Below are 23,245 nucleotides of genomic sequence, written 5' to 3'. Positions count from 1 at the left end.
GGTCATGAGGCCTGTCTGGAGTGGTTCATTGACGCTCGGCCTGGTGACGGTGCCGGTGCGGCTCTACAGCGCGGTCGAGGACCACACGGTGCACTTCCGGCAGTTCCAGCGCGGGACGAGCGACCGGATCCGCTACCGCCGGGTGAACGAGCGCACCGGCGACGAGGTGGACTACGCCGACGTGGTCAAGGGCTACGAGCTGGACGACGGCGAGTACGTGCTGGTCGAGCCCGAGGAGCTGGACGAGATCGCGCCCGGGCGGTCGAAGGCGCTGGAGGTGGAGTCGTTCGCCGACCTCGGTGACGTCGACCCGATGTTCTTCGACAAGACCTACTGGCTCGCGCCCGCCAAGGAGGAGTTCGAGAAGCCGTACGCGCTGCTGTTGACCGCGATGGCCAAGACCGACAAGGCGGGCGTCGCGAAGTTCGTGCTGCGCGGGCGCGAATACCTGGCGCTGGTGCGGGCCGGCGAAGGCGTGATGCTGCTCAACACCTTGCACTTCGCCGCGGACCTGCGGGACCCGGCGAAGGAACTGCCCGAGCTGCCGGGCCGGGCGGGCGCGCGGGGCAAGGAGCTGGACATGGCCGTGAACCTGATCGACGCCATGTCCGCCGAATGGCGCCCCGGCGACTACCGCGACACCTACACCGACCGTGTCCACGAGCTGATCGACGCGAAGTCCGAAGGCCGCACCGTGACCCCCGCGGAGGAGCCCGCGGAGCCGACGAAGGTGGTCGACCTGTTCGAGGCCCTCCAGCGCAGCGTGCAGAACGGCAAGAGCGGCAAGAAGAAGCGGCCCGCGGCGAAATCGAAGCGCGCGAAGAAGCCGGACCTGGGCGACCTGTCGAAGGCCGAACTCGACGAGCTGGCCCGCGAACGCGAGGTCAAGGGCCGCTCGAAGATGAACCGGGCCGCGCTGGAGAAGGCGCTCAAGGCCTCCTGACGCGTCGGCGGAGGGCGAGCAGCCAGTCCAGCGTGAGCGGGACGGTCTCGAGCACCGAGATGTGGCCGTCACGCGGACGGAGCCACAGCTCGGCGTTCGGCAGGCCGTGCAGGAGCGATTCGGCGTGGGAAGCGGGGATCACGCGGTCCGCGCCGCCCTGGGCGAGCAGCACCGGGGCGGTCACGGCCGTCAGGTCGAAGCCCCACGGCGAGGCGAACGCGACGTCGTCGTCGGCCTGGGCCTCGGCGCTCGCACTGGCCGCGCCGGCGTCCTTGCCCAACGAGGACCACGTGCTTTCCAGCGTTTTCCAGTCGACGGGCAGGAAGGAGTCCTCGTTGAACTCCGCCGTCGCGCCGTGGGCCAGGCGCGCCTCGCGCCCTTCGCGGCCCGCGCGGAGGCCACCGCTGTCGGCCATGCCCGCGTACCAGTCGAATTCCTCGGTGTACGGCGCCACGCTCGCGTAGCACACCACACCCCGCACACGGTCGGGCAGCAGCGCGGCGCACGCCAGCGCGTGCGGCCCGCCGCCGGACGTGCCCATCGACGCGAACTCGCCGACGCCGAGCGCGTCGGCGAGCTGCCGGACGTCTTCGGCGGCCGACGCGACGGTGCGGCCCGGCAGCCCGGTCGAACCGCCGTAACCGGGACGGCCGTAGGAGATCACCCGGATGTCCCGCGCGTCCGCGGCCTCGACCAGCGGCGCCAGCAGCGCCCCGGTCTGCGGGGTGCCGTGGTGCCACACCACGGTCAGCGCGGCGCCGCGGCCGGTGTCGTGGACCCGCAGCGCGCGGCCGTCGGCCAAGGTCAGTTCCCGTGAAGTCCCCATGGCCGCGATCCTAATGCCCCCGGCACCCGCCACGGGCGGTCCGAGGCGGGCCAGACGTAGGGCAGGTCGTCCGGCACCGACGGGAACCGCTTGCGGTAGTAACGGGGGTCCTTCCACACCAGCGCCGACTGGTGGCTGAGGTGGAAGCTCGCCGACCCGAGCCACGGTGGCAGCTCGCCCGCCGCGGCCAGCTCGGCCTGCGTCCGCGGCTGGGCCGGCCCCAGCGCGGTGCGGAGCCGGTCGCGCAGTTTGCCCGCGCAGAGGTCGGCGCCGCCCGCGTCCGTCCACACTGCACAGACATCCAGGCCGTAACGGGTCAGTGCTTCTTCGTAGCCCGCCCACATGGCGACCACGGGGTGGTCGCGCGGGCCGTGATCCGGCCCGAGGAGCGCGCGCAGGACCTGCAGGGCTTCGACGCGCTGGGTGCCGAGGCGCCGGCGGTCCAGCGCCCGGGCGCTGGCGGTGAAACCGGGGAGCGGGAGGAAGGTCTGCAAGGTCGGCCCCTTCCGGTGGAGGTGGTCGTACTGTGATTCCGGGGCATGGGTTTCGGGGGCACGGGTTGCCGGGAGCACGGGGATCACCGGTGTTCGTCCGGGACCCGGGGCAGCCAGAACGCGATGGCCGTGCCCGTGCCCGGGGCGCCGGTCATCGACCACCAGCCGTGGGCGGCTTCCGCGCGTTCGCGCATCTCGATCAGGCCGAAGTGGCCGGGGGTGGCGCCGGCGTCGGTGCCGGTGCCGTCGTCCGTCACGCGCACCAGGAGTCCGTTGTCTGCTGTGGACAGAGATATGTCCACATGGGACGCATGGGCGTGCTTGTGCACATTGGTCAGCGCCTCCTGGCAGATCCGGTACGCCGTCACCGCCGCCTCCGGTGACGGCTCGGCCGTCAGCTTGTCCCGCAACACGTGGTCCAGGCCCCAGCCGGAGACGACCTCGTCCAGGAAGCCGGCCAGCGCGCCGGCCAGGCCCTGCCCGTCCAGTTCCGGCGGTTGCAACCGGGAGACCAGCGTGCGCAGGCGCCCGACCGCCGTGCGCACCGACTCGTCCATCGCCCGCACCGCCCGGCGGTGCTTGTCCGGCAGGCGGTCGGCCAGCAGCTGCAGCCGCATGCCCACGGCGACCATGGCCTGGATCGAATCGTCGTGCACGTCCCACGCGATGCGCCGCCGCTCCGTTTCCTGGGCGTCCACCAGGTGCCAGACCAGCCGGCGCCGTTCCCGCAACGCCCGCTCGGCGGTGCGCCGCTCGGTGAGGTCGCGGGTGACTTTGCCGAAGCCGCGGTGGTTTCCGGCGTGGTCGTAGAGCGTGGTGATGACCACGTTGGCCCAGAACCGGGTGCCGTCTTTGCGGACGCGCCAGCCTTCGTCTTCGAGGCGTCCTTCGGCGAGCGCGGTTTCCAGTTCCAGGTCGGGTTTGCGGGCGGCGACGTCTTCGGGCGGGTAGAACACGGAGAAGTGCTGCCCGGTGATCTCCTCGGCGCGGTAGCCCTTGATCCGCTCGGCGCCCGCGTTCCAGCTGATCACGTGCCCCGAGGGGTCGAGCATGAAGATGCCGTAGTCCACGACGTCCTGCACCAGCAGGCGGAACCGCTCCTCGCTCTCGCGCAGGGCCTGTTCGGCGGTGCGCCGTTCGGTGAGGTCGCGGGTGACTTTGCCGAACCCGCGGTGGTTTCCGGCCTCGTCGTACAGCGTGGTGATGACCACGTTGGCCCAGAATCGGGTGCCGTCTTTGCGGATGCGCCAGCCTTCGTCTTCGAGGCGTCCTTCGGCGAGCGCGGTTTCCAGTTCCAGGTCGGGCTTTCGCGCGGCGATGTCCTCGGGCGGATAGAACACCGAAAAGTGCTGTCCCACGATCTCGTCCTCGCGGTAGCCCTTGATGTGCTCGGCGCCCGCATTCCAGGTGAGGATGCGCCCGCCGGGGTCGAGCATGAAGATCGCGTAGTCGACGACGCCCTGCACCAGCAGGCGGATGTCGTCCGCGGGAGCTTCGTCCATTCCCTGACTCTCCCTCATCGGCGGCCGGCGCGTCAGTCGAGCAGCCCCTCGCGCCGGGCCACCGCGACGGCTTCGAGCTTCGACCGCGCGCCGAGCTTTTCCAGGACGCGCTGCACGTGGTTGCGCGTGGTGTTGCGGGTGACGCCCAGCCGGTCGCCGATCTCCTCGGTGCTCGCGCCTTCCGCGAGCAGGTGCAGCGTCTCCCGCTCGCGCCCGGTCAGCGCCGCGGCACCGGGCCGTCCGGGCAGCAGGTCCGGGTCGAAGACGTGCTCGCCGGCCGCGATCTGCCGCACGGCCGCCACCAGCGCGCCCAGCTGCGCCGACTTGAGCAGCAGCCCGCCGCCGCCGGCCTCGGTGACGCGCGCGGCCAGCGCCGGGGTCGCGTCGCCGGTGAGCACAAGCACCCGGGCGCCCAGCTCGGCGAGCGCGCCGATGGCCGCGATCGCGTCGCCGTCGGGCAGCCGCCGGTCCAGCACCACCACTGCGGGCCGCAGACGCCGGGCCTCGGTGAGCGCGGAGCCGCGGGAACGGGCCCGCCCGACGACTTCGATGCCGGGCGCGCGTTCCATCGCCAGTTCGAGCGCCTCGGCGACCATGTCGTGGTCCTCGACCAGCAGCACCCGCACCGGATCGGGACGCGGCTCGGGCGACATGGCGACGGCCTTCTTCCTGAAACTGGCAGCAGACTGGGCGACGATCGTAACCGGCAAGCCGCCATTCGCGCGGCGCTCGGCCCGCCATACGGCGCCATGGGGCAACGGGACTGTCCGTTCCGGCCGTCGGAGCGGGTTTGCCGCGCCGGGGCCTGGCTGTCCGGCTGCGTCCGGCGGGCGAGGAACGGGTTTCCCGCGCCAGGCCCGTCTCCCCGCGGCGGTGGATAACAGCCGCCCATCCCGCCGTCATCCGCCCGGCGGCACTGGCGGCACCGGCGAACCGGCCCGCTCGGCGCGTGCCTGGTCGGTGCCGGCCTGATCGGTAAAGCGGGACCACGCCTGGAACACCAGCGCCGGATGGGCGAGCAGGTCCACCGCGGTCCGGCCGAGTGCCGCGGCCGCCGCGAGCAGGACGGTGCGCCCGCGCGGGGACGCCGCGGCGGTGGCGAACTCGGGCGTCCGATCGGCGTGCCCCGGGTCGAGGATCGCGATGAGCGGGTGGATCGCCGGCACCCGGACGCTCACCTCCTCGACCCCCGAGCCACCCGCGAAGACCCCGGGGTCCGGCGGGGTGGTGTGGATCCCGCACGCGGCGAGGTGGTGGCTGAACCGGCGGGACAGCACGGGGTTGTCGCGGAAGTGCGAGCTTCCCTCCAGCCGCTCGACGCCGGCCTTCGCGCCGGTGGCCAGTGCGGCTCCTTCGGCGCACGCCGTCACGTCGGCCACCAGCTGGTCGAGTTCGGCCGTGGTGCGGGCGTGCAGCCCGAACCGGCCCTCGGCGAGGTCCGGCACGACGTCGGTGGACTCGCCGCCGCGGGTGACGATGCCCTGCGCCCGCGAGCCGGGCGGCAGCCGCGAGCGCAGGGCCGCCACCGCGGTGAACGCCTGGACCAGCGCGGCGAGCGCGTCGACCCCTTGTTCCGGGGCGGCCAGGCCGGCGGCGCGGCCGTGGAACGTCATCCGCACCTCGGCCCGCGCGGCCAGCGGCGTCCACGACCACGAGTGCACGCCCGGGTGAAACACCAGCGCCGCGTCGGCCTCGTCGAACACCCCGGCCCGCACCGGGGCGGTTTCGTCGGCCGGGCAGCCGACGACCAGCAGCGACCCGGCGTCGCCGGCCAGTACCCGGCGTGCGGCCAGCGCCGCGCCGAGCCCGGCCGCCGCGACGAGGTTGTGCCCGCGCGCGTGGCCCAGGCCGGGCAGCGCGTCGTACGCCAGCAGCAGCGCGACGCACGGCCGTCCGGTGCCGTAGCGGGCGGTGAAAGCCGTCGGCAGGTCCGCGACGCCGCGTCTGACGTCGAATCCCTCGGCCGCCAGCTCGGCTGTCAGCCGTTTCGCCGCGTTGTGCTCTTCACCAGCCGGCTCGGGGTAGGCGTGCAGCTCCCCGGCGAGCGACCACAGGCGCTCGTCCAGCCGTTCGATCTCCTGGTCCACCCGCTCGTGGCGGGCTTCGTCGGGCTCCATGCGCGGCTACATACCCACGCGCGGGCCGTTTTGACCGCGACTAGTGGGTAATTCGACCGTGGGCACGGAGTTTCCGGTGGGGAATTCTCGGTCCGACAGTGACAGGCGGACCGGGACGGAGCAGCCAATGACAGCGGGGACTTACCGGGTGTTGCCGGCCGAGGTGTCGTCGATCGTGCAGAACGTGGAGGGCATCGGCGCCTCCGCGCTGTCGGCGACCCGCGACCTGGAGACGCTGGTGATCGACGCGCTGTCGTTCGCCGGCATCGGCAGCGGGGTCGCCGCCGCGAACTCCACGCTGCAGTCGAACCTCGGCTCCGCGCTGGGCAAGTTCGTGAGCCTGCTCGGCGAGGTGAACAACAAGGTCCAGACCGCGGCCCGCGGCTACACCGACGCCGACTCCGCCGTCGCCGAGGGCTTCGGCGGCGGTACGCAGACCGCGCAGGCCGCCACGCCGCCCGCCGGTGGGGGCGCCGCGGCACCGGCCGCCGCGCCGACGCAGCTCGACTCCCGCGTGGTCGATTCGATCATGCAGTCCGAGGGCGCGACCGGCGAACAGGGCGGGGTGCCCGAGGCCTACGGCTTCCGGCAGAACATGCACAACGGCTACGATCAGATCATGGCCGCCCGCCAGCAGTACGGCCTCGGCAGTCCCGAGGAGCACGCCGTCGTCGCGAACCTGATGACGAACAACGCCCGCCAGGCCGGCGCGCTGAACTTCACCGACCCCGGCACGCAGGCCGCGGTCATGTCCGGCGCGCACATGCGGGGCGCGAGCGGCGTCCGCGCGATCCTGAACCACATGGGCGGCGCGGACATCGTGCAGAGCGCGCGGACCCTCGACCCGGGCGCGGTGCAGCAGATCCAGGGCCTCACACCGCAGCAGTTCCAGCAGCAGTTCCACGACGCCCGCATCGAGTACGACCACCAGGTCTACGGCGGCACGACCACCACCCAGGGCGGCCACACGGCCAACTGGTGGGACCGCTACGGCAACGGGCTCACCCAGCGCTACGACCGGGAGCAGCAGGAGTTCCTGGGCTTCTCCCAGCCGCAGCAGTAGCCGCCTGTCCGGGCGGGCGCGGGCTCACCGGACCTCGTCGTCCAGCGCGGACAGGTGGCCGGACAGGTCGTCGGCCAGCCGGGTGAGCAGCCGGCCCAGCTCCCGGCGGTCGTGCTCGGGCCAGTCCGCCAGCGCGCCGGTGAACCAGCCCTCCACCACGCCGATGTAGCGCTTCGTCGCGGCCGTGCCCTCCGGCGTCGGCTCGATCAGCCGGGCGCGCTGGTCGAGCGGGTCGGTGACGCGGCGGATCAGGCCGCGCTTCTCGAGCCCGTTCACGTGCCGGGTGACGTGCGGGCCCACCACCTGCATCCGGGTGGCGATCTCGCCGACGCGCAGCGGCTGCCCGGCCAGGTGGAGGGTGGCGAGCACCGTCATCGCGGGCCGCTCCAGCGAGAGCCCGGCGGCCGCGAGCGCGTGCTCGAAGAGGCGGCCGCGGCTCAGCACGCCACTCAGCTGCGTGAGCCGGGGGAGCAGATCGGCCAGCAGTGAGGTGTCGCGCTCCATCATCGGCTCCTTGATTACCTGACCAACTCAGGCCTAGAGATGGCTCGATCGGGTAAAAGGATACCTAAGGTAGGCATACGCCGCGATTCGCGGCTGGAGCGGCTGTACGACGGCTGCCGCTGGGCGGAGGGCGCGGTCCACTTCCCGGCGTCGCGCACCGAGCACGACGGCTCGCAACTGTACATTGTGGACACCCGGCGCGGGCACATCCGCGCCTTCGGCGTCACGGCACGGGGCACGCTCACCGGCGGCGGCGAACCTGGTGTTCGGCGGGCCGAAGCGCACCATCCTGTTCGTCTGCGCCACCACGTCCGTTTATTCGATCATGCCGAACGTGACGGGTGCCTGACCTCGCGGACCATCTCCAGCGCGAGCCGCGGATACCGGACGGTGCCCGCCGGGGCGAACCCGTGCCGCCGGTAGAGCGCGATGGCGGACTCGTTGTCGTCGAACACCTCCAGCCGCAGCCGCTGGGCGCCGCAGCTCCGCGCCCAGCCCGCGACCGCCTCGATCAACGCGTCGCCGACGCCGTGCCCGCGCGCGGAAGCCGCCACATACATCGAATGCAGGCTCACGGTGTCGGTTTCGTCGGGCGTGGTGCCACTGGCCATCCCGGCGGCGCGCCCGTCGACCTCGGCCAGCACGTTGAACGGCCGGTCGATCAGCCGCTGCCGCCAGCGGGCCTCGGTGTCGCCTTCGCCCTGCCACTCCGCCAGCCGCGCGCCGAACGCGTGCGGTGCCTCGGCGAGCGCGGTGAGCCGCAGCGCCCGCCAGCCGGCCCAGTCGTCCACCGTGAGTTCCCGGATGACCGCCATGCCCTCCACGATCTCCGGACAAGTGTTGCCGGGCAAGGGAATTTTATGTATAACGCCCTATACGGTCGCGGTCTCGCCACGCGTGCTCCCAGCGGCGGGTGAGCGCCGGGTAGACGATCAGGTACCGGAACGGGGCGATGGCGGTCAGGTACAGGCGCCCGAGCCGGCCGTTGGGCTTGACCAGGACGGTCATCCGCAGTTCGTGGTCGCCGTCGCCGGCGGGGACCCAGCCGAAGTGCACGATGCCGTGGACGGTCTTGTTCGCCAGCTCCTCGGCGCGTTCGTCGTGGAGCTCGTACACGGTCGTGAACGGGGTGCCCGGCATCGGTTTCCCGGTCCGGGGCCCGCGAAGGCCGTCCGGCAGCCGGTCGCACAGCGGCCGGACCCGTCCGCCGAGGCCGGTCCCGGGGTCGTCCCAGCCGAGCAGCCCGCCGAGTTTCGAGCGCGCGGCGAACAGGAACTGGGTCAGCGAGGGCCCCTCGGTGTGCCGGAGGTCGGCCTGCAGGGCGGCGAGCATGGCGGGGAAGTCGTCCGGCCCGGCGCCGGGGGTGTGGAACGCCCACGCGTCCTCCACCTCGAAGTCCGGCGCGATCTCGTGGATCCGCCACGGGCGCGAGGTGTGCGCGGCGGTGCTGAGTCTCCTGACCATCACGGCCTCCGTGTCGCTCCGGTGTTGTACGGTTGCGTATAAGGTGAGGTTAGACCGGTTGTACGGCTTCGTACAACCAAACTGGAGGTGGACCCGGGCCATGGGCGCGTTGCGCACACCGCGGGAGAAGTGGGTCGAGCAGGGGCTGCGGGCGCTGGCCGACGGCGGCGTGGACGCCGTGCGCGTCGAGGCGCTGGCCAAGGCCCTCGGCGTCACCAAAGGCGGGTTCTACGGCTACTTCGCCGACCGCGACGCACTGCTGGAAGCCATGCTGGACACCTGGGAGCGCGAGAGCACCGACGACGTGCTCGACCGCATCGAGGCCGACGGCGGCGACGTGCGGGACAAGGCCCGGCGCGCCGGGCAGCTCACCTTCTCCGGCGACCGGCTGCTGCCCATCGACCTGGCCGTGCGCGACTGGGCCCGCCGCGACGAGGCCGTCGCCGAGCGTCTGCGCCGCGTGGACAACCGGCGCATGCACCTGCTGCGCGACGCGATCAGCACGTTCTGCCCCGACCCCGGCGAGGTCGAGGCCCGCGCCCTGCTCGCCTTCTGCACGGCGATCGGCAGCCACTTCCTCGCCGCCGACCACCCCGGACGTACCCGCGCCGAAGTCATCGCCCGCGCCGCCGACCTGATCCTCGACGGCCCGCCCGGCGACCACCCGCCCCGGGCTAGACGGGCGTGACGAGTCGCGTCGCCCGGAACGGCTCAGACCGGCTCGGTCGAGTTGCCGAGCGTGATGAACGTCTTCGTGCCCATCACCCCGCCCGAGCTGCGGATGGCGTCGATGACCTCGCGCAGGTGCGTCACGTCCTTCGCGCGGATGTGGCACAGCGCGTCCGGGTCGCCCGCGATGAGGTAGACGGCCTGCACCTCGGGCAGGTCGACGGCGAGCCGTTCGATGTCCGGCGGCCGGGTGCGGCCGGTGTAGCGCAGTTCGGTGAACGCCTCGATGCTCCAGCCGAGCTTCGTGTAGTCCACCTTCGCGGTGAAGCCGGTGATCACGCCGGCCGCCTGCAGCCGGTCCACGCGGCGCTTCACCGCGGGCAGCGAGAGGCCGACCTCGGCCGCCATGTCGGCGTAGGACCGGCGGCCGTCGAGCCGCAGGAACCCGATCAGCCGCAGGTCGATGTCGTCTACGGCGCTCATGGTGCCTCCGCGCAAGAAATGAATCAGGACTGCCACTCCACGTTACATAGTTGCGTCGAACCCGTCGGAGTGAACACGGATCTTGCACCGTGAGAAGGTGTCGGTTCTGCTGTGTGCCACCCCACAGGTCCCCGCGCGAGAGGAGCGCCGCCGTGCTCACGGAATCGGTTTCGCTGGACGACAAGTACGTCGCCGACCACGGCCGGGCGCTGATGTCCGGGGTCCAGGCGCTCGTCCGGCTGGTGCTGGAGCAGCGGCGGCTCGACGAGGCCCGCGGCCTCGACACCCGGGCGTTCGTCTCGGGTTACCAGGGCTCGCCGCTCGGCGGGCTCGACCAGGAACTGGGGCGGGCCAAGCGATTCCTCGACCCGGCGGGCGTCGTCTTCCGGCCGGGGGTGAACGAGGAGCTGGCCGCCACCGCCGTCGCCGGCACGCAGCTGCTGGGCAGCGTGCCGGGTCGTCGCCACGCCGGGGTCACCGGCTTCTGGTACGGCAAGAACCCGGGCCTTGACCGCGCGGCCGACGCCATCCGCCACGGCAACCTCGCGGGCACGGCGAGCCTCGGCGGCGCGGTGGCGTGGATCGGCGACGACCCGGCGTGCAAGTCCTCGACCGTGCCCAGCTCGTGCGAGCCGATGGCGCAGAGCCTGGTGATGCCGCTGCTCGCGCCGGGCAGCGTGCCGGAAATCATCGAGCTCGGCCTGCACGCCGTCGCGCTCTCGCGGGCGAGTGGGCTCTGGACCGGGCTGAAGATCGTCGCGGACATCGCCGACGCGTCGGCCACCATCGACGTCGGCGCGCTGCGCCACGGGATCCCGATGCCGCCCGAGACCGTGCGCCCGACCGGGCCGGCGCTGGTCGGCGCCCCGGCGGTGGACGCCGAGCACGACCAGCTCACCCGCCGCCTCGACCTGGCCCGCGCCTACGCCCGCGCGACCGGCCTGAACCGCGTCACCTTCTCCGCCCGCGCGCCGAAGCTGGGCGTGCTCGCGTCGGGCACCGGGTACGCCGTGCTGCAGCGGGCGCTGCAGGACCTGGGGCTCGACGAGGCCGCGATGGACGCGCTCGGGCTGCGGCTGATCCGCCTGGCCATGCCCTACCCGATCGACGCCGGCGCACTGGCGGAACTCACCGAGGGCCTCGACGAAGTGCTCGTGGTGGAGGACAAGGTGCCGTTCCTCGAAGGGCACCTCAAGGAGGCGCTCTACCGCCGGCCCGGCGCGCCGAACGTCGTCGGCCGCCGCGACGAGAACGGCCGCCCGCTGCTCACCGCCCGCGGCCAGCTCGGTGCCGAGGACGTCGCCCGCGCGCTCGCGAAACGGATCGAGGCCGTCGCCGGGCCGGACCGGCTGCCGCGCACGGCGGCCGTTCACCTGGACGCGATCGCGCCGCCGCGGCCCGCGCGGATCGCCCTGCCGACGGCGACCGCGCCGCGCACGCCGTTCTTCTGCTCCGGCTGCCCGCACAACGTCTCCACCCGCGCCTCGGACGACACGCTGGTGGGCGTCGGCATCGGCTGTCACGCGATGGTGGCGATCGACGGCGCGGGCCGCGGCCACCAGGTCGGCCTCACGCAGATGGGCGGTGAGGGCGCGCAGTGGCTCGGGCTCGCGCCGTTCACCGACGACCCGCACTTCGTGCAGAACCTCGGCGACGGCACGTTCCACCACTCCGGCTCGCTCGCGATCCGCGCGGCCGTGGCGGGCGGCGTGACGATGACGTACAAGCTGCTCTACAACGACGCCGTCGCGATGACCGGCGGCCAGCGTGCCGAGGGCCGGATGGACGTCCCCTCGATCACGCGGCTGCTGGCCGTCGAGGGCGTGCGCCGGATCGTCGTCACCACCGCGGACCCGGCGGACTACCGCGGCGTCACGCTCGACCCGATCGCCTCCGTGCGCCACCGCGACGACTTCGCCGGGGTGGAGGCCGAGCTGGCCGCCACCGAGGGCGTCACCGTGCTGATCCACGACGACCGGTGCGCGGCCGAGGAACGGCGGCTGCGCAAGCGCGGCCAGCTGCCCACGCCGGCCGAGCGCGTGGTCGTGAACGAGCGCGTGTGCGAGGGCTGCGGCGACTGCGGCGACGTGTCCACCTGCCTTTCGGTGCGGCCGGTCGAGTCGGAGTTCGGCCCCAAGACGCGGATCCACCAGTCCTCCTGCAACAGCGACTTCACCTGCCTCAAGGGCGACTGCCCGTCGTTCCTGCTCGTCACGCCGGGCGCGCCGCGGCGGCGCGAGGTACCGGAACTGCCGGTGGCACTGGCCGATCCGACACCGCGTCTGTCCGAAGTGGACAGCGTGCTGCTGCGGATGCCGGGCGTCGGCGGCACCGGCGTGGTGACGATCTCGCAGGTGCTGCAGATGGCCGCGCACCTCGACGGCCGGTTCGCGGCCGGGCTGGAGCAGACCGGGCTGGCGCAGAAGGGCGGCCCGGTCGTCTCCGACGTCCGGATCTCCAAGACGCCGCTGGTCGGCTCGCTGCGCGCGTCGCGGGCCACGGTCGACGTGCTGGTGGGCTTCGACCTGCTCGGCGCCGCCGACGCGGGCAACCTCGCCACCGCGCGCGCCGGCCACACGGTCGCCGTGGTGAACACCGCGGTGGTGCCGACGGCCGCGATGGTCACCCACCGCGTCGTCCTGCCGGGCTCGCCGGACGACGCGCTGGAGCAGATCGCCGCCGTCACCGCGGACGTGCTGCCGCTGGACGCGAACCAGCTGTCCGAGACGCTCTTCGGCGACCACATGCCGGCCAACATGCTGCTCGTCGGCGCCGCCTACCAGCACGGGGCGGTGCCGATCTCGGCCGACGCGATCGAGGCCGCGATCCGGCTCAACGGCACGGCCGTGGACCGGACCCTGGCCGCGTTCCGGTGGGGCCGCGCCGCGGTGCTCGACGCGGCCGCCGTCCGGGAGGCGGCCGCCGCGCCGGTGGTGGCGCCGGTCGAGGTCGGCGCCGTCGCCGCGTCGACCGCCGCCGGGGACCTGGAGGCCGTGCTGGCGCCGCGGGTCGCGGACCTGATCGGCTTCCAGGACGAGGCGCTGGCCCGCCGGTACGCCGCCGAGGTCCGCCGGGTCGCCGCCGACGCGACCGGGCGCACGGACGCGGAAACGGGCGCGCGCATCGGCACCGCGTACGCGCAAGGGCTGCACAAACTACTGGCGTACAAGGACGAATACGAAGTCGCGCGCCTGCACCTCGACCCGGTCGAGCGCGCCCGCCGCGAAGCGGAGTTCGGGGCCGACGCGGACGTCGCCGTGCTGTTGCACCCGCCGGTGCTGCGCGCGATGGGAATGAAGCGCAAGATCCGCCTGCGCGGCCGCACGGCCACGGTCACCTTCCGGGCCCTGCGGGGCGCCCGCCGGCTCCGCGGCACGCGGGCCGACGTGTTCGGCTACGCCCGCGTCCGCCGAGTGGAGCGCTCGTTGCCGGGGGAGTACCAGCACTTCGTCGACCGCGCGCTCGCCCACCTGGACGAGAAGACCGCCGAGGCCGTCACGGAGCTGGCCGCGCTGCCCGACGTCGTCCGCGGGTACGAGGACATCAAGCTGGCCGCCGTGGAGCGGTTCCGGACGCGCGCGGCGGAGCTGCTGGAGACGATCACGGCCTGAGCGGCGGTTCAGTCCACCAAGGCTTGAGTCTACAAAGGACTGAGTCTACAAAGGACTGTGGCCCCGCTGTGGCGCGCCGGAGCCGGAGGTGCGAGGCTCCTCGCGGAGATCGACGACGGTGAGGTGCGGTGAACGCTCTGGCGCGCGGCGGCGGGATGCTCGTCGTCATTCTGGTGGTGGTCGGCGGGACGGCGGGGATCGGCGCGGCCGTCGGGCTCGGCGGGACGATGATCCTGGCCGGGCTGACCGCCCTGTTCTGCTTCATGGCCGCGAACGGCGGGCCGCTGCGGCCCGACCTGCGGCTGCTGGCGGTGTTCGCGCCCGCGGTGATCATCGGCGCGGCCGGGCCGAGGCTGCTCGGCCAGGTCTCGACGGTCGCGGCGGTGGCGCTGCTGACGATCGTGGTGTTCGTGTCCGCGCTGCTGCCGGCGCTGGGCGCGCGGTTCGTGACCGTCGGGCTCGGCCTGGGCATGGCCTCGGTGTTCGGCTACGGCTTCCAGCTGACCGGCTCCGCGAGCACCGCGCAGATCATCGGCGCGCCCGCGCTCGCGATCGGCGTGGTCTTCGTGCTGCGGCTGCTGATGGGCCTTGGCGACCCGGGCAAGCCGACCCGCGCCGCGCTCGCCGACGCGCTGGCCGGGCCGGACCAGGACAGCGCCGAGCGCGCCACCCGGCTCTGGCTGGCCGACCGGCCGCGCGCGTGGCAGGCCCGGGTCCTCGGCGCGGGCCTGCGCGCCCACGGCACCGCCGCGGTGCTGCGCGACCGGCTCCGCGCGCTGGACCCGGAAGCCGCCGACGCCGTCACGGCCGTGCTCACCGCGGTCGACGAGGAGCTGGCGCGGATCGCCGAAGCCGTCCGGGAGAAGAACGCCCCGGCCGAACTCGCCGCGGTCACCCGCGTCGACGTGACCGTGGACCTGCCGGGCGAGACCCGGCGCCTGGTCGACGACCTGTGGACCGCGGTCGAAGCCGTGCACGCGGCGGTCGCCGTCCGCGACGAGTCCACCGTGGACTTCCCGCGCCACCTCGTCGAGGAGGCCGTGCGGCACGAGGCGGCGGGCGCGTTGTCGTGGCGCTCGGCCCAGCTGCGGCACGCGGTCCGGTGCGCGCTGGGCATGCTGGTCGCGGTCATCGTGGCGAGCCTGCGGCCCGGGGACCCGCTCACCGTGTCGTTCCTGATGACGACGTACGCGATCATGCAGCCGGAGTGGCGCGACACGCTGTCGAAGGCCTGGCAACGATGCGCGGGCGCGGTGGCCGGTGCCGTGGTGCTCGCGCTGGTGCTGTGGCTGCTGCCGGAATCGGCGCTGCTGCCCATCGGGCTCGTCGCGCTGCTCGTCGGATTCCCGTTCATGCAGACGAAACCCATGGTGTTCAACGGGTGCATCGTGCTGATGAGCGTCGGGGTGAACGCGACCACGCGGCACCTCGACGCGGTGTCGGTGCTCGTGGAGTACATACTGCTCGTGCTGCTGGCTGTGGTGATCGGCCTGCTGTTCGGCTTCGCCGCCGTGCCGGGTGTGCCGAAGCCGCCGGTTTCGCGCCGGTTCGCCGACGCCACGGCCGCGATGGGCGACCTGCTCGCCGACGTCGCGTCCCGGCTGCGGGGCGAGTCCCCCGCCCAGCGGGAGCTGGGCCTGCGGTTCCGCGCCGCCGTGCGCACCCACCAGGACCTGCTCAGCCCGGAGCCGGGCAGTCGCACGCCGGACGAGGCGCAGCGCGAGGCCCTCGACGAGGCGGCCGGTGGGCTGCGCGGGCTCGCGGCGTCCGCGGGCGCCATGCTGCGCGGCGGCTCACCCGAGCTGGCCGCGTTCGCCGAAGGCGCCGCCCGCGCGCTGGCCGACGGTTCCGTGCCGCCCGCCCTCCCGGAGCCCGCGGACGACGAGCAGCGCCTGGTCGCGGACCTGATCCTGGCGGACGTCCTGCGGGTGCAGCACGCCCGGCCCGTGCTCGCGCCTTCGGCTTAGCCATCGCGACGGCATGATCTTGCCGTGCGGGGACCGGTCCCGGTTTCGCGGCTTAGTGTCGGCTCGTGACGGAAGAGGGAGCGGCCCGCCTGGGCCCGTACGCGCTCGAGTCGATGATCGGCGGCGGTGGCATGGGCGAGGTCTGGCGGGCGCGCGACACCGAGCACGACGACCGGCTCGTCGCGCTCAAGCTGCTGCCGTCCGGGCTCGCGCTCGACCCGGCGTTCCGGACGCGGTTCCGCCGTGAGTCGCGGCTCGCGGCGGCCCTGCGCAGCCCGCACGTCGTGCCCATTCACCGCTACGGCGAGGTCGACGGCCGGCTGTACCTCGACATGGAGCTGGTCGGCGGCCGCGATCTGTCCACTGTGCTCACCGAGGACGGGCCGCTGCCGCCCGCGCGCGTGGCGTCGATCGTGGAGCAGCTGGCCGGCGTGCTCGACCTGGCCCACGGCGACGGGCTCGTGCACCGGGACCTCAAGCCGTCCAACGTGCGGGTGCTCGACGACGACTTCGTGTACCTGTTCGACTTCGGCATCGCGACCCGGCCGGACCTCACCGCGACCGGCGGGTCCCGGATCGCCGGGACGCCGGACTACATGGCGCCCGAACAGTTCGAGAGCGGGCCGGTCGACCACCGGGCCGACGTGTACTCGCTCGCGTGCCTGTTCTACACCTGCCTCACCGGACGGCCGCCGTTCGCCGCGGGCAGCCTGCCGGAGGCGTTGCGCGCCCACCTCGACCAGCCGCCACCGCGGCCCGCCGCCGAACACCCGTTCCTGCCGCCGGAGTTCGACACCGTGGTCGCCACCGGGATGGCGAAACGCCCCGAAAACCGTTACGCCACAGCGGGTGCGCTGGCGGCGGCGGTCCGGGCGGCACTGGCCGGGACCACACCGGCCGCGGCACCGACCGTGGGTGGACCGGTCGGCGGGGCGGGGATCGCGGCGCCGGCCACGGGGGTTGCCGGGCCTCAGCTCACCCGCGGCGATGGGCTGGGCGGCGGTGTCGGCGATCTGTCCACTAAGGACAGTAGCTTCGCGCGCGGTGGCGGGCTGGGGCGCCTCCGGGTCGCCGCAGTGGTGGCCGTGGTGCTGATCCTGGGCGGCGGGATCACGGCCGCCGCGGTGGCCGGGCGGTCCCGGCAGCTGGCGGGCACGGCCGTGCCGGTCGCGGCGGGGCCGTCCGCCGGAACGCCGGCCGCGGGATCGCCTGTGGCGCAACCGAAGCCCGCGATCCTGCCGCCGTTGCCCGCCGGGACCGTCAGCAGCGTCCCGGTCGGCCAGGCCCCGTTCGGACTGGCCGTGGCGCCGGACGGCCGCCGGGTCTGCGTCGCGGACGAGGGCGGCGGCACCGTCAGCGTCGTCGACGTGGCCACGAGCGCCCGCGTCACGACGATCACGGTGTCGGGGAACCCGTCCGGCGTGGCCTTCACCCCCTCCGGCGACGCGATGTGGGTCGCCGTGCCGCAAGGGTTGCAGGAGATCGATCCCGCGACGGCCACCGTCCGCCGGACCGTGCCGCTGCAGGCCCGCGCGTACTCGATGGCGATCTCCGCCGACGGCCGGTTCGGCTACACGGCGCTGCAGCGCGACGGCCTCGTGGTGGAAGTCGACCTGCGCGCGGGCGTGGTCACCCGGCGGTATCCGGTCGCCTCGCCGGACTTCGTCGCGCTGTCACCGGACGGGACCACGCTCGCCGTCACCAGCTTCGACAACCCCGACCTGGTCCTGCTCGACCGCGCCGACGGCCAAGTCACGGCCACCGTCCCGGTCGGCGGCCCGGCTTTCTCGCCGACGTACAGCCCGGACGGCCGTCACCTGTACGTCGCCGAGGCCGACCGGCCCCAGGTGGACCTGGTCGACGTCGCCTCGCGGGCCGTCACCGGGTCCGTCCGGTTCGACAAGCCGGCCGTCAACGTCGCCTTCTCGCCGGACGGCCGGACCGCCTACGCCCACGGCGAAGGCAACGTGCTGACCATCATCGACGTCGCCACGGGCACATCGCGCGGAACCCTGCCGGTGACGGCGGACAACTCGGCCTCCGTCGCGCTCGCCCCGGACGGGAGCCGCGCGTACGTGGTCGATCAGGACCGCGGGGTGCTGCTCGTGGCGGCGCTGCCCCCGGGCAAGTGATCAGGCGACGTACACGTGCACCCCGAGGGCCGCCAGCTCGCGCCGCTGGTCCTCGGGAGCCGACTCGTCGGTGACGACGGCGCCGAGGTCGGCCGCGGCGCACACGTGGGCGAGGGCGGCGTGGCCCCACTTCGAGCCGTCCGCCGCGAGGATCGACCGGCGCGAGACGGCGAGCGCCTGCTGTTTCACCTCGGCGTCGTTCAGGTCGAACGCGGTCAGGCCCGCGTCGAGGCCGAAGGCGCACGCGCCGAGCACGGCCACGTCGAACCGCAGCGACCGCATCGACGCCAGTGCCAGCGGGCCGGCCAGCGCGAGCTCGCCGGGGCGCGGCTCGCCGCCGGGCAACAGGATCCGGACGTTCGGCGCGTCGACGAGCGCGAGCGCGGCGTGCAGCGAAAGCGGCATCACCGTCACCGGCCGGTCGCGCAGCCACTTCGCGACCTCCAGCGCCGTCGTGCCGCTGTCGAGGAGCACGGTCTCGCCGTCGGAGATCATCGACGCCACCATCGCGGCGATCGACTGCTTGGTGCCGGCGCCCGTCGCCAGCCGCGCGTCGAACGGCGGCTCGACCCCCGTCGGCACCACCGGGACGGCGCCGCCGTGCACCCGCCGCAGCACACCGTGCGCGGCCAGCACGTCGAGATCCCGCCGCACGGTCATCTCGGACGCGCCGGTCACCTCGGCCAGCTCGGCCACCGCCACCTGCGCGGACCCCCGCAGCCGCTCGACGATGACCTGCCGGCGTTCAGCACTTCTCATGCGCCCATGCTCGCACGCGGGATGGTCGTTCGCACACACGTGGTGTGCTAACTCCCACTGCGGTCAATTTCCACTGTGGTCAATTCCTGCCGTGGCTCAGGCCAGCTGACGGAAGGCGCTGACGAGGATCGCGCCCGACTCCGCGAACGTCCGGCCCGCGCCGGTGAAGCGGTCGCCCGGGCCGGACAACCGCCGGCACAGCGGCCCGTGATGGCCGGCCAGCACGCTGACGCCGATCGCCGGCGCGGTGCGCAGTCTCGGCCACGTCTGCGAAGTCTCCTGGACGCACACCGCGATCAGCGGCGGGTCCAGCGAGACCGGCGTGAACGCGCTGACCGCCATCCCGGCCGGCTCGCCGTCGACGAGGGCGCACAAAGCCGTGACCCCGCTGGGAAAACAGCCGAAGGCCGCGCGCAGGCTGCCCGGGTCCATCACGCCGCCCAGCTCTCGCGCAGGAACCGCACCGCCTGCCCGACCAGTTCGGGGGAGGAGAACTCCGGGCCGGCGTGGTCGGCGCCCGGCACGACGACCAGTGACGCGGGCACGCCGGCCGCGGAAAGCCCGTCGCGCAGCCGTTCGCTCTGGCGCAGGCCGAGGCGGTGGTCGTCGTCGCCGTGCATGATGAGGAACGGCGGCGCGCCCGGGCGGGCCAGCCGGAGCGGGTCCGCCGAGGCGGGCGGGACCGCGCCGAAGAACTGCGCCGCGATGCCGTCGAGCGCGCGCAGCTGTTCTTCGGTGTTGTCGTGCGCGTCCTCCCGCAGCCGCGCGGGGTCGGCCAGGCCGTAGTGGTCGACGACCGCGGACAGTGCGGGGGAGAAGTCCCGGTGCTCGCCGAACTCCCGCCCCAGCGCCGTTTCACCGGTCAGCGCCGCCATGGTCATCAGGTAGCCGCCCGCCGAACTGCCCCAGCCGGCGACCCGCGCCGGGTCGAGGCCGAACCGCGGCGCGGACGCGCGCACCCACCGGACCGCCGCGCGGATGTCCTCGACCGGCTCCGGGAACGGCACCTCCCCGGCCAGCCGGTAGGCCACCGACGCGACCGCGATCCCTTGGGCGGGAAGGGAAGTCCACGGCCCGAGCGCCGGGCCCCCGGCGAGGAAGCTGCCGCCGTGCGCGTACACCACCACCGGGTGCGGGCCGGGTGAGCCGGCCGGCACGTGCAGGTCGAGCCGCAACGGCCGCCAGCCGGTCATCGTCGCGTAGGCCACGTTCAGATGACTGAGCGCACCCGGCAGCGCGGCCACGGCGTGCGGTTCGGTGAGCGCCCGCGGCACCATGGCCGCGTAATCCAGCGGCGGCAGGAGTTCCGAGGGGTGCGGCATCAGAACTTCACGTAGTCCGAGAGCACCGGGAACTCCCCCGAAAGCTCGTAGTCGCCGATGAGGGCGTTCTTCACGTCGAGCGAGTCGTGCGAGCCGAACGTCCTGGCGTTGCGCCAGAACCGGTCGAACCGGTAGCGGTTGGACGTGCTGCGCGCGCCGGTGAGGTCGTGCAGGCGCGAGGACACGTCGAGGCCCGCGCGGGTGCTGGCGACCTTCGAGCGGAACCCGCGGATGCCCATCTCGCCGGCGTCCACGGGCGGGTCCTCCAGCTCGGCGGCCGTGGCCACCATCAACGCCCGCCCCGCGGCCAGCTCGCTCGACATCTCGCCGAGCTGCCGGTGGATCAGCGGGTCGGTGGCCGCGGCGCCGAACCTCGGCATGCTCGGCCGGTTCAGCTCGCGCAGGTAGCCGACGGCCGTCTCGAACGCGCCTTCGCCGATGCCCTGCAGGAGCGCCGCGTGCAGGAGCATGACCGCGCACAGGAAGTACGGGTCCGGCTCGTGCGAGGCGAAATGCCAGCCGTCGGGCACGAACACGTCGCGGTAGACGATGGTCTGGCTGCAGGTGCCGCGCTGGCCCATGTTGTCCCAGTCGCCGCGGGCCTCGAGGGCGGGGTCGTCGAGCCGGATCAGCGCGTGGTGGCGGGTGCTCCCGCCGTCCGGGCCGGCCAGCGCGAAGCTGACACAGGACAGGTCGCGGCCGCCGCCCCCGCTGTCGGTGTTGAACGTCTTGGTGCCGCTGACCACCAGGCCGCCGGCCACCCGGCGCCCGGTCACCGGGCCGGCGCCGCCGGTCTCGGCGTTCGACGCGACGAACCGGCGTCCCTCGTGCATCAGCTCGCCGGCCAGCTGCCGCTTGGTCCCGGCGTCGAGGTCCGAGCCGTACAGCTCGCGCGCGACCAGCGCCGTGGTGCCCCAGCACTGGCCGGTGGAGCCGTCGGCCGCGGAGATCTCCGTGATCGCCTCGATGGTCTCGCGCCAGCCGCCGTACAGGCCGCCGTCCCAGAGGCCGCCGAACTCGACGGGCACGTTGATCCGGTGCAGCCCGGCCTCGCCGAGCAGGCGCATGTTGTCCGTGGGGTCGGCGCCCTCGGCGTCGATGCGCACGGCGTCCTTCGCCAGCCGCGGCCGCAGCTCGCGGGCACGCTCCACGACCTCGCGGCGGGTCTGCGGCAGTCCGGTGGTCATCGGTTCTCCTTACGGATCGCGCCGCGGTCGTTGAAGACCCACGGCTCGGCCTCGGCACTCGGCGACTTCTCCAGCAGCTCCACGACGAAGTGCGTCACGGCGTCCTCCCCGATGTTGCGGATCCGGTGCGGCGTCAGGGGTTTCCGGTGCCCGACCGTCCGGTAGAGGACGAAGCCGGGCTGGGCCTCCTGCGTCAGGCCCCATTCGTCGTCGCCCAGTTCCTGCGCCTGCGCGAGGCCGGCTTCGGGCCAGACCACGACGTGGTCGTGGTGGTGCTGGTGGAAGTCGAACATCTGGCCCGGCGCCAGCGTCATGGACCAGACGCGCACCCGGTCGTTCTCGAAGAGGAGGGTATCGCCGGGATTCTCGGAATAGTCGCTCACGAAACTTCCTTCCGGTGCGACGCGAGTTCGATGATGGTGATGAGGTGGTAGTGCTGAGTGAACAGGCCGGGACCGTATCGTCTCAACGACCTTAGGCGGGACGGGACGGTCCTGTCCAGTGCTAACATCGCCGCCCATGCCGGAAATCAAGCGCCGAACCCCCACGGGCGCCGCCGTCCTTCGGCAGGACCTGACGGATTCGATCGTCGAGGCCGTGCTGGACGAGCTGGCGGAGAAGGGCTACCAATCCCTGTCGATGGACGCCGTCGCGCGCCGCGCCGGAGTGGGCAAGAGCGCGCTGTACCGGCGGTGGCCGTCGAAGCTGGAAATGACCGTCAGCACGTTCGCGGCACTGGGCGTGCCGCTGGCGGCGGTGCCCGACACCGGCTCGTTCCGCGGCGACCTGCGGGCGACGCTCGACGCGGTGCTGGAGTGGGTCGGCCACCCGCGCATCGGCCCGATCTTCACCGACCTGCTGGGCATCGCCCGCACCAACGAAGCACTGGCCCGCGCGCTCACCGACGACATCGCCGCCCCCCGTCGCGCGCTCGGCATGGAAGTCCTCGACCGCGCCGTCGCCCGCGGCGAGGTGCCCGCGGACATCGACCGCGAGCTGGCCCTGGACGTATTCGCGGCGCCGGTCTTCTGGCGCCTGCACGCGCGGCGCGAACCGGTCACTTCGGAGTACCTCGACCAGGTGGCAGACCTGATGGTCAAGGCCTTCACCTGACGCGCTCGTCGGCCGTCTTGCCCGCCGGTCCGGCGTTCGGTTACGGTGGAAGCCGTACCGGAGGCTCCTCCGTTACGACCGGACGGGGACGAGGCATGGCCATGAACGGCAACCGCATCACTACCGGGTTCGGCGCGCGGTCGACCGCCGCGGATGTCATCGACGGCATCGACCTCTCCGGGAAGCGCGTGATCGTCACCGGTGGTTCGTCCGGCATCGGCGTGGAGACCGCACGGGCGCTGGCCGGCGCGAACGCCGAGGTGACCTTGGGCGTGCGCAGGGCCGAGGCCGGTCGCCGCACCGCCGAGGACATCATCGCCGGCACCCGGAACAAGCAGATCCACGTTGTGCCGCTCGATCTGGCCGACCAAGGGTCCGTCGCCGCCTTCGTCGCGGCGTGGGACGGGCCGTTGGACGTGTTGGTCAACAACGCGGGCACTATGGGGCGACGTGATCTCCAGGTGACCCCCGAGGGCTGGGAGACGCAGTTCGCGACCAACCATCTCGGGCACTTCGCGCTCGCGCTCGGCCTGCACGGCGCACTCGCCGCGGCCGGTGATGCGCGGATCGTGTCGCTCAGCTCCGTCGGGCACCGGCGCTCACCGGTGGTGTTCGGCGACGTGAACTTCACCGCCCGGCCGTACGACCTGGGCCTCGCCTACGGTCAATCCAAGACCGCCAACGTCCTGTTCGCCGTCGAGGCGACCCGCCGCTGGGGCGGTGACGGCATCACCGCCAACGCGGTCCACCCCGGGACGATCGCGGCCACCAACCTCTCGCAACACCTGGACCCTGACGTCTCGGCGGCGCTGGTGGCCGCAGCCCCGTACGCACGGACATATGCCGAGTCGGAAGTGACATTCAAGACCCCACAGCAAGGCGCGGCCACGAGCGTCTTCGTCGCCACCTCGCGACAGCTCGACGGTACCGGCGGCCGTTACTTCGAGGACTGCGACGAAGCGGCCGTCCTGGACCCCGCCGCCCCGAATACCGCAATCTCCGGCGTCGAGGCTTACGCACTTGACCCGGCCAACGCGAACCGGCTCTGGGAGTTGTCGCTCGCACTGCTTGGTTTCGAGTAATAAGGCA

General features: G+C 73.2%; 22 protein-coding genes. 8 read left to right on the top strand and 14 right to left on the bottom strand.

Annotated features, from left to right (window positions below):
- Positions 1-4: 4 nt before the first annotated feature.
- A complete protein-coding gene (gene ku / locus OG943_RS20120) occupies positions 5-943 on the top strand; it encodes a non-homologous end joining protein Ku (RefSeq protein ID WP_328611331.1) in 939 nt (312 codons plus the stop codon).
- Here the strand turns inward: ku and OG943_RS20115 are convergent.
- The 5 genes from OG943_RS20115 to OG943_RS20095 all read right to left on the bottom strand — a co-directional run bounded on the left by OG943_RS20115 (position 930) and on the right by OG943_RS20095 (position 5,882).
- Positions 930-1,769, bottom strand: a complete 840-nt coding sequence (locus tag OG943_RS20115; RefSeq protein ID WP_328611330.1) for an alpha/beta fold hydrolase — start codon at positions 1,767-1,769, stop codon at positions 930-932. The two genes, ku and OG943_RS20115, sit on opposite strands and share 14 nt — an antisense overlap.
- On the bottom strand, positions 1,748-2,263 hold the full coding sequence (locus tag OG943_RS20110; RefSeq protein WP_328611329.1) for an MSMEG_6728 family protein: 516 nt from the start codon (positions 2,261-2,263) through the stop codon (positions 1,748-1,750). The genes OG943_RS20115 and OG943_RS20110 overlap by 22 nt, the downstream gene beginning before the upstream one ends.
- Positions 2,264-2,346: 83 nt before the next feature.
- A complete protein-coding gene (locus tag OG943_RS20105; protein ID WP_328611328.1) occupies positions 2,347-3,765 on the bottom strand; it encodes a PAS domain-containing sensor histidine kinase in 1,419 nt (472 codons plus the stop codon).
- Between the two features lie 32 nt (positions 3,766-3,797).
- Positions 3,798-4,418 (bottom strand): response regulator transcription factor, encoded by a 621-nt coding sequence (locus OG943_RS20100; protein WP_328611327.1) that lies wholly within the window; start codon positions 4,416-4,418, stop codon positions 3,798-3,800.
- Between the two features lie 246 nt (positions 4,419-4,664).
- Entirely contained in the window at positions 4,665-5,882 is a 1,218-nt protein-coding gene (locus tag OG943_RS20095) for a peptidase dimerization domain-containing protein (RefSeq protein WP_328611326.1), read from the bottom strand.
- A 127-nt stretch (positions 5,883-6,009) separates the two neighbouring features.
- Between OG943_RS20095 and OG943_RS20090 the strand changes: the two genes are divergently transcribed.
- Positions 6,010-6,945 carry a hypothetical protein gene (locus OG943_RS20090; protein ID WP_328611325.1) on the top strand — a complete coding sequence of 312 codons (936 nt, stop codon included), beginning with the start codon at positions 6,010-6,012 and terminating at the stop codon, positions 6,943-6,945.
- A gap of 24 nt (positions 6,946-6,969) precedes the next feature.
- On the opposite strand, the gene OG943_RS20085 is transcribed toward OG943_RS20090, so the two are convergent.
- The 3 genes from OG943_RS20085 to OG943_RS20075 all read right to left on the bottom strand — a co-directional run bounded on the left by OG943_RS20085 (position 6,970) and on the right by OG943_RS20075 (position 8,913).
- Entirely contained in the window at positions 6,970-7,449 is a 480-nt protein-coding gene (locus tag OG943_RS20085) for a MarR family winged helix-turn-helix transcriptional regulator (protein WP_328611324.1), read from the bottom strand.
- 323 nt (positions 7,450-7,772) lie between these two features.
- Positions 7,773-8,264, bottom strand: coding sequence for a GNAT family N-acetyltransferase (locus OG943_RS20080; RefSeq protein WP_328611323.1), 492 nt, complete (start codon positions 8,262-8,264; stop codon positions 7,773-7,775).
- 43 nt (positions 8,265-8,307) lie between these two features.
- The gene (locus OG943_RS20075) at positions 8,308-8,913 is read right to left on the bottom strand and encodes a DUF2867 domain-containing protein (protein WP_328611322.1); all 606 of its coding nucleotides are present in this window, start codon (positions 8,911-8,913) and stop codon (positions 8,308-8,310) included.
- Positions 8,914-9,013: 100 nt separating this feature from the next.
- On the opposite strand from OG943_RS20075, the gene OG943_RS20070 reads away from it, so the two are divergent.
- Entirely contained in the window at positions 9,014-9,601 is a 588-nt protein-coding gene (locus OG943_RS20070; protein WP_328611321.1) for a TetR/AcrR family transcriptional regulator, read from the top strand.
- A 23-nt stretch (positions 9,602-9,624) separates the two neighbouring features.
- Here the strand turns inward: OG943_RS20070 and OG943_RS20065 are convergent, their stop codons facing one another.
- Entirely contained in the window at positions 9,625-10,065 is a 441-nt protein-coding gene (locus tag OG943_RS20065) for an Lrp/AsnC family transcriptional regulator (RefSeq protein ID WP_328611320.1), read from the bottom strand.
- 113 nt (positions 10,066-10,178) lie between these two features.
- On the opposite strand from OG943_RS20065, the gene OG943_RS20060 reads away from it, so the two are divergent.
- From OG943_RS20060 to OG943_RS20050, 3 genes are all read left to right on the top strand, one after another.
- Positions 10,179-13,676 carry an indolepyruvate ferredoxin oxidoreductase family protein gene (locus OG943_RS20060; protein WP_328611319.1) on the top strand — a complete coding sequence of 1,166 codons (3,498 nt, stop codon included), beginning with the start codon at positions 10,179-10,181 and terminating at the stop codon, positions 13,674-13,676.
- Positions 13,677-13,804: 128 nt separating this feature from the next.
- The gene (locus tag OG943_RS20055; protein WP_328611318.1) at positions 13,805-15,643 is read left to right on the top strand and encodes an FUSC family protein; all 1,839 of its coding nucleotides are present in this window, start codon (positions 13,805-13,807) and stop codon (positions 15,641-15,643) included.
- A gap of 65 nt (positions 15,644-15,708) precedes the next feature.
- On the top strand, positions 15,709-17,775 hold the full coding sequence (locus OG943_RS20050) for a protein kinase domain-containing protein (RefSeq protein WP_328611317.1): 2,067 nt from the start codon (positions 15,709-15,711) through the stop codon (positions 17,773-17,775).
- On the opposite strand, the gene OG943_RS20045 is transcribed toward OG943_RS20050, so the two are convergent.
- From OG943_RS20045 to OG943_RS20025, 5 genes are all read right to left on the bottom strand, one after another.
- Positions 17,776-18,534: a DeoR/GlpR family DNA-binding transcription regulator gene (locus OG943_RS20045; RefSeq protein WP_328611316.1), complete on the bottom strand. Its 759-nt coding sequence runs from the start codon at positions 18,532-18,534 to the stop codon at positions 17,776-17,778.
- Positions 18,535-18,630: 96 nt separating this feature from the next.
- Positions 18,631-18,966, bottom strand: coding sequence for a flavin reductase family protein (locus OG943_RS20040; RefSeq protein ID WP_328611315.1), 336 nt, complete (start codon positions 18,964-18,966; stop codon positions 18,631-18,633).
- The gene (locus tag OG943_RS20035; RefSeq protein WP_328611314.1) at positions 18,966-19,856 is read right to left on the bottom strand and encodes an alpha/beta hydrolase; all 891 of its coding nucleotides are present in this window, start codon (positions 19,854-19,856) and stop codon (positions 18,966-18,968) included. Before OG943_RS20035 ends, OG943_RS20040 begins: the two co-directional genes overlap by 1 nt.
- Positions 19,856-21,043 (bottom strand): acyl-CoA dehydrogenase family protein, encoded by a 1,188-nt coding sequence (locus OG943_RS20030; RefSeq protein WP_328611313.1) that lies wholly within the window; start codon positions 21,041-21,043, stop codon positions 19,856-19,858. Before OG943_RS20030 ends, OG943_RS20035 begins: the two co-directional genes overlap by 1 nt.
- Positions 21,040-21,426, bottom strand: coding sequence for a hypothetical protein (locus tag OG943_RS20025; protein WP_328611312.1), 387 nt, complete (start codon positions 21,424-21,426; stop codon positions 21,040-21,042). Before OG943_RS20025 ends, OG943_RS20030 begins: the two co-directional genes overlap by 4 nt.
- Positions 21,427-21,562: 136 nt before the next feature.
- Here OG943_RS20025 and OG943_RS20020 point away from each other — a divergent pair, with 136 nt between their 5' ends.
- A complete protein-coding gene (locus OG943_RS20020) occupies positions 21,563-22,156 on the top strand; it encodes a TetR/AcrR family transcriptional regulator (protein ID WP_328611311.1) in 594 nt (197 codons plus the stop codon).
- 95 nt (positions 22,157-22,251) lie between these two features.
- On the top strand, positions 22,252-23,238 hold the full coding sequence (locus tag OG943_RS20015) for an SDR family NAD(P)-dependent oxidoreductase (protein WP_442874748.1): 987 nt from the start codon (positions 22,252-22,254) through the stop codon (positions 23,236-23,238).
- The last annotated feature ends 7 nt before the right edge of the window (positions 23,239-23,245 follow it).

The sequence above is a fragment of the Amycolatopsis sp. NBC_00345 genome (assembly GCF_036116635.1).
In the GTDB taxonomy this organism is placed as follows: domain Bacteria; phylum Actinomycetota; class Actinomycetes; order Mycobacteriales; family Pseudonocardiaceae; genus Amycolatopsis.
This window is presented reverse-complemented; position numbering and strand designations above follow the sequence as displayed.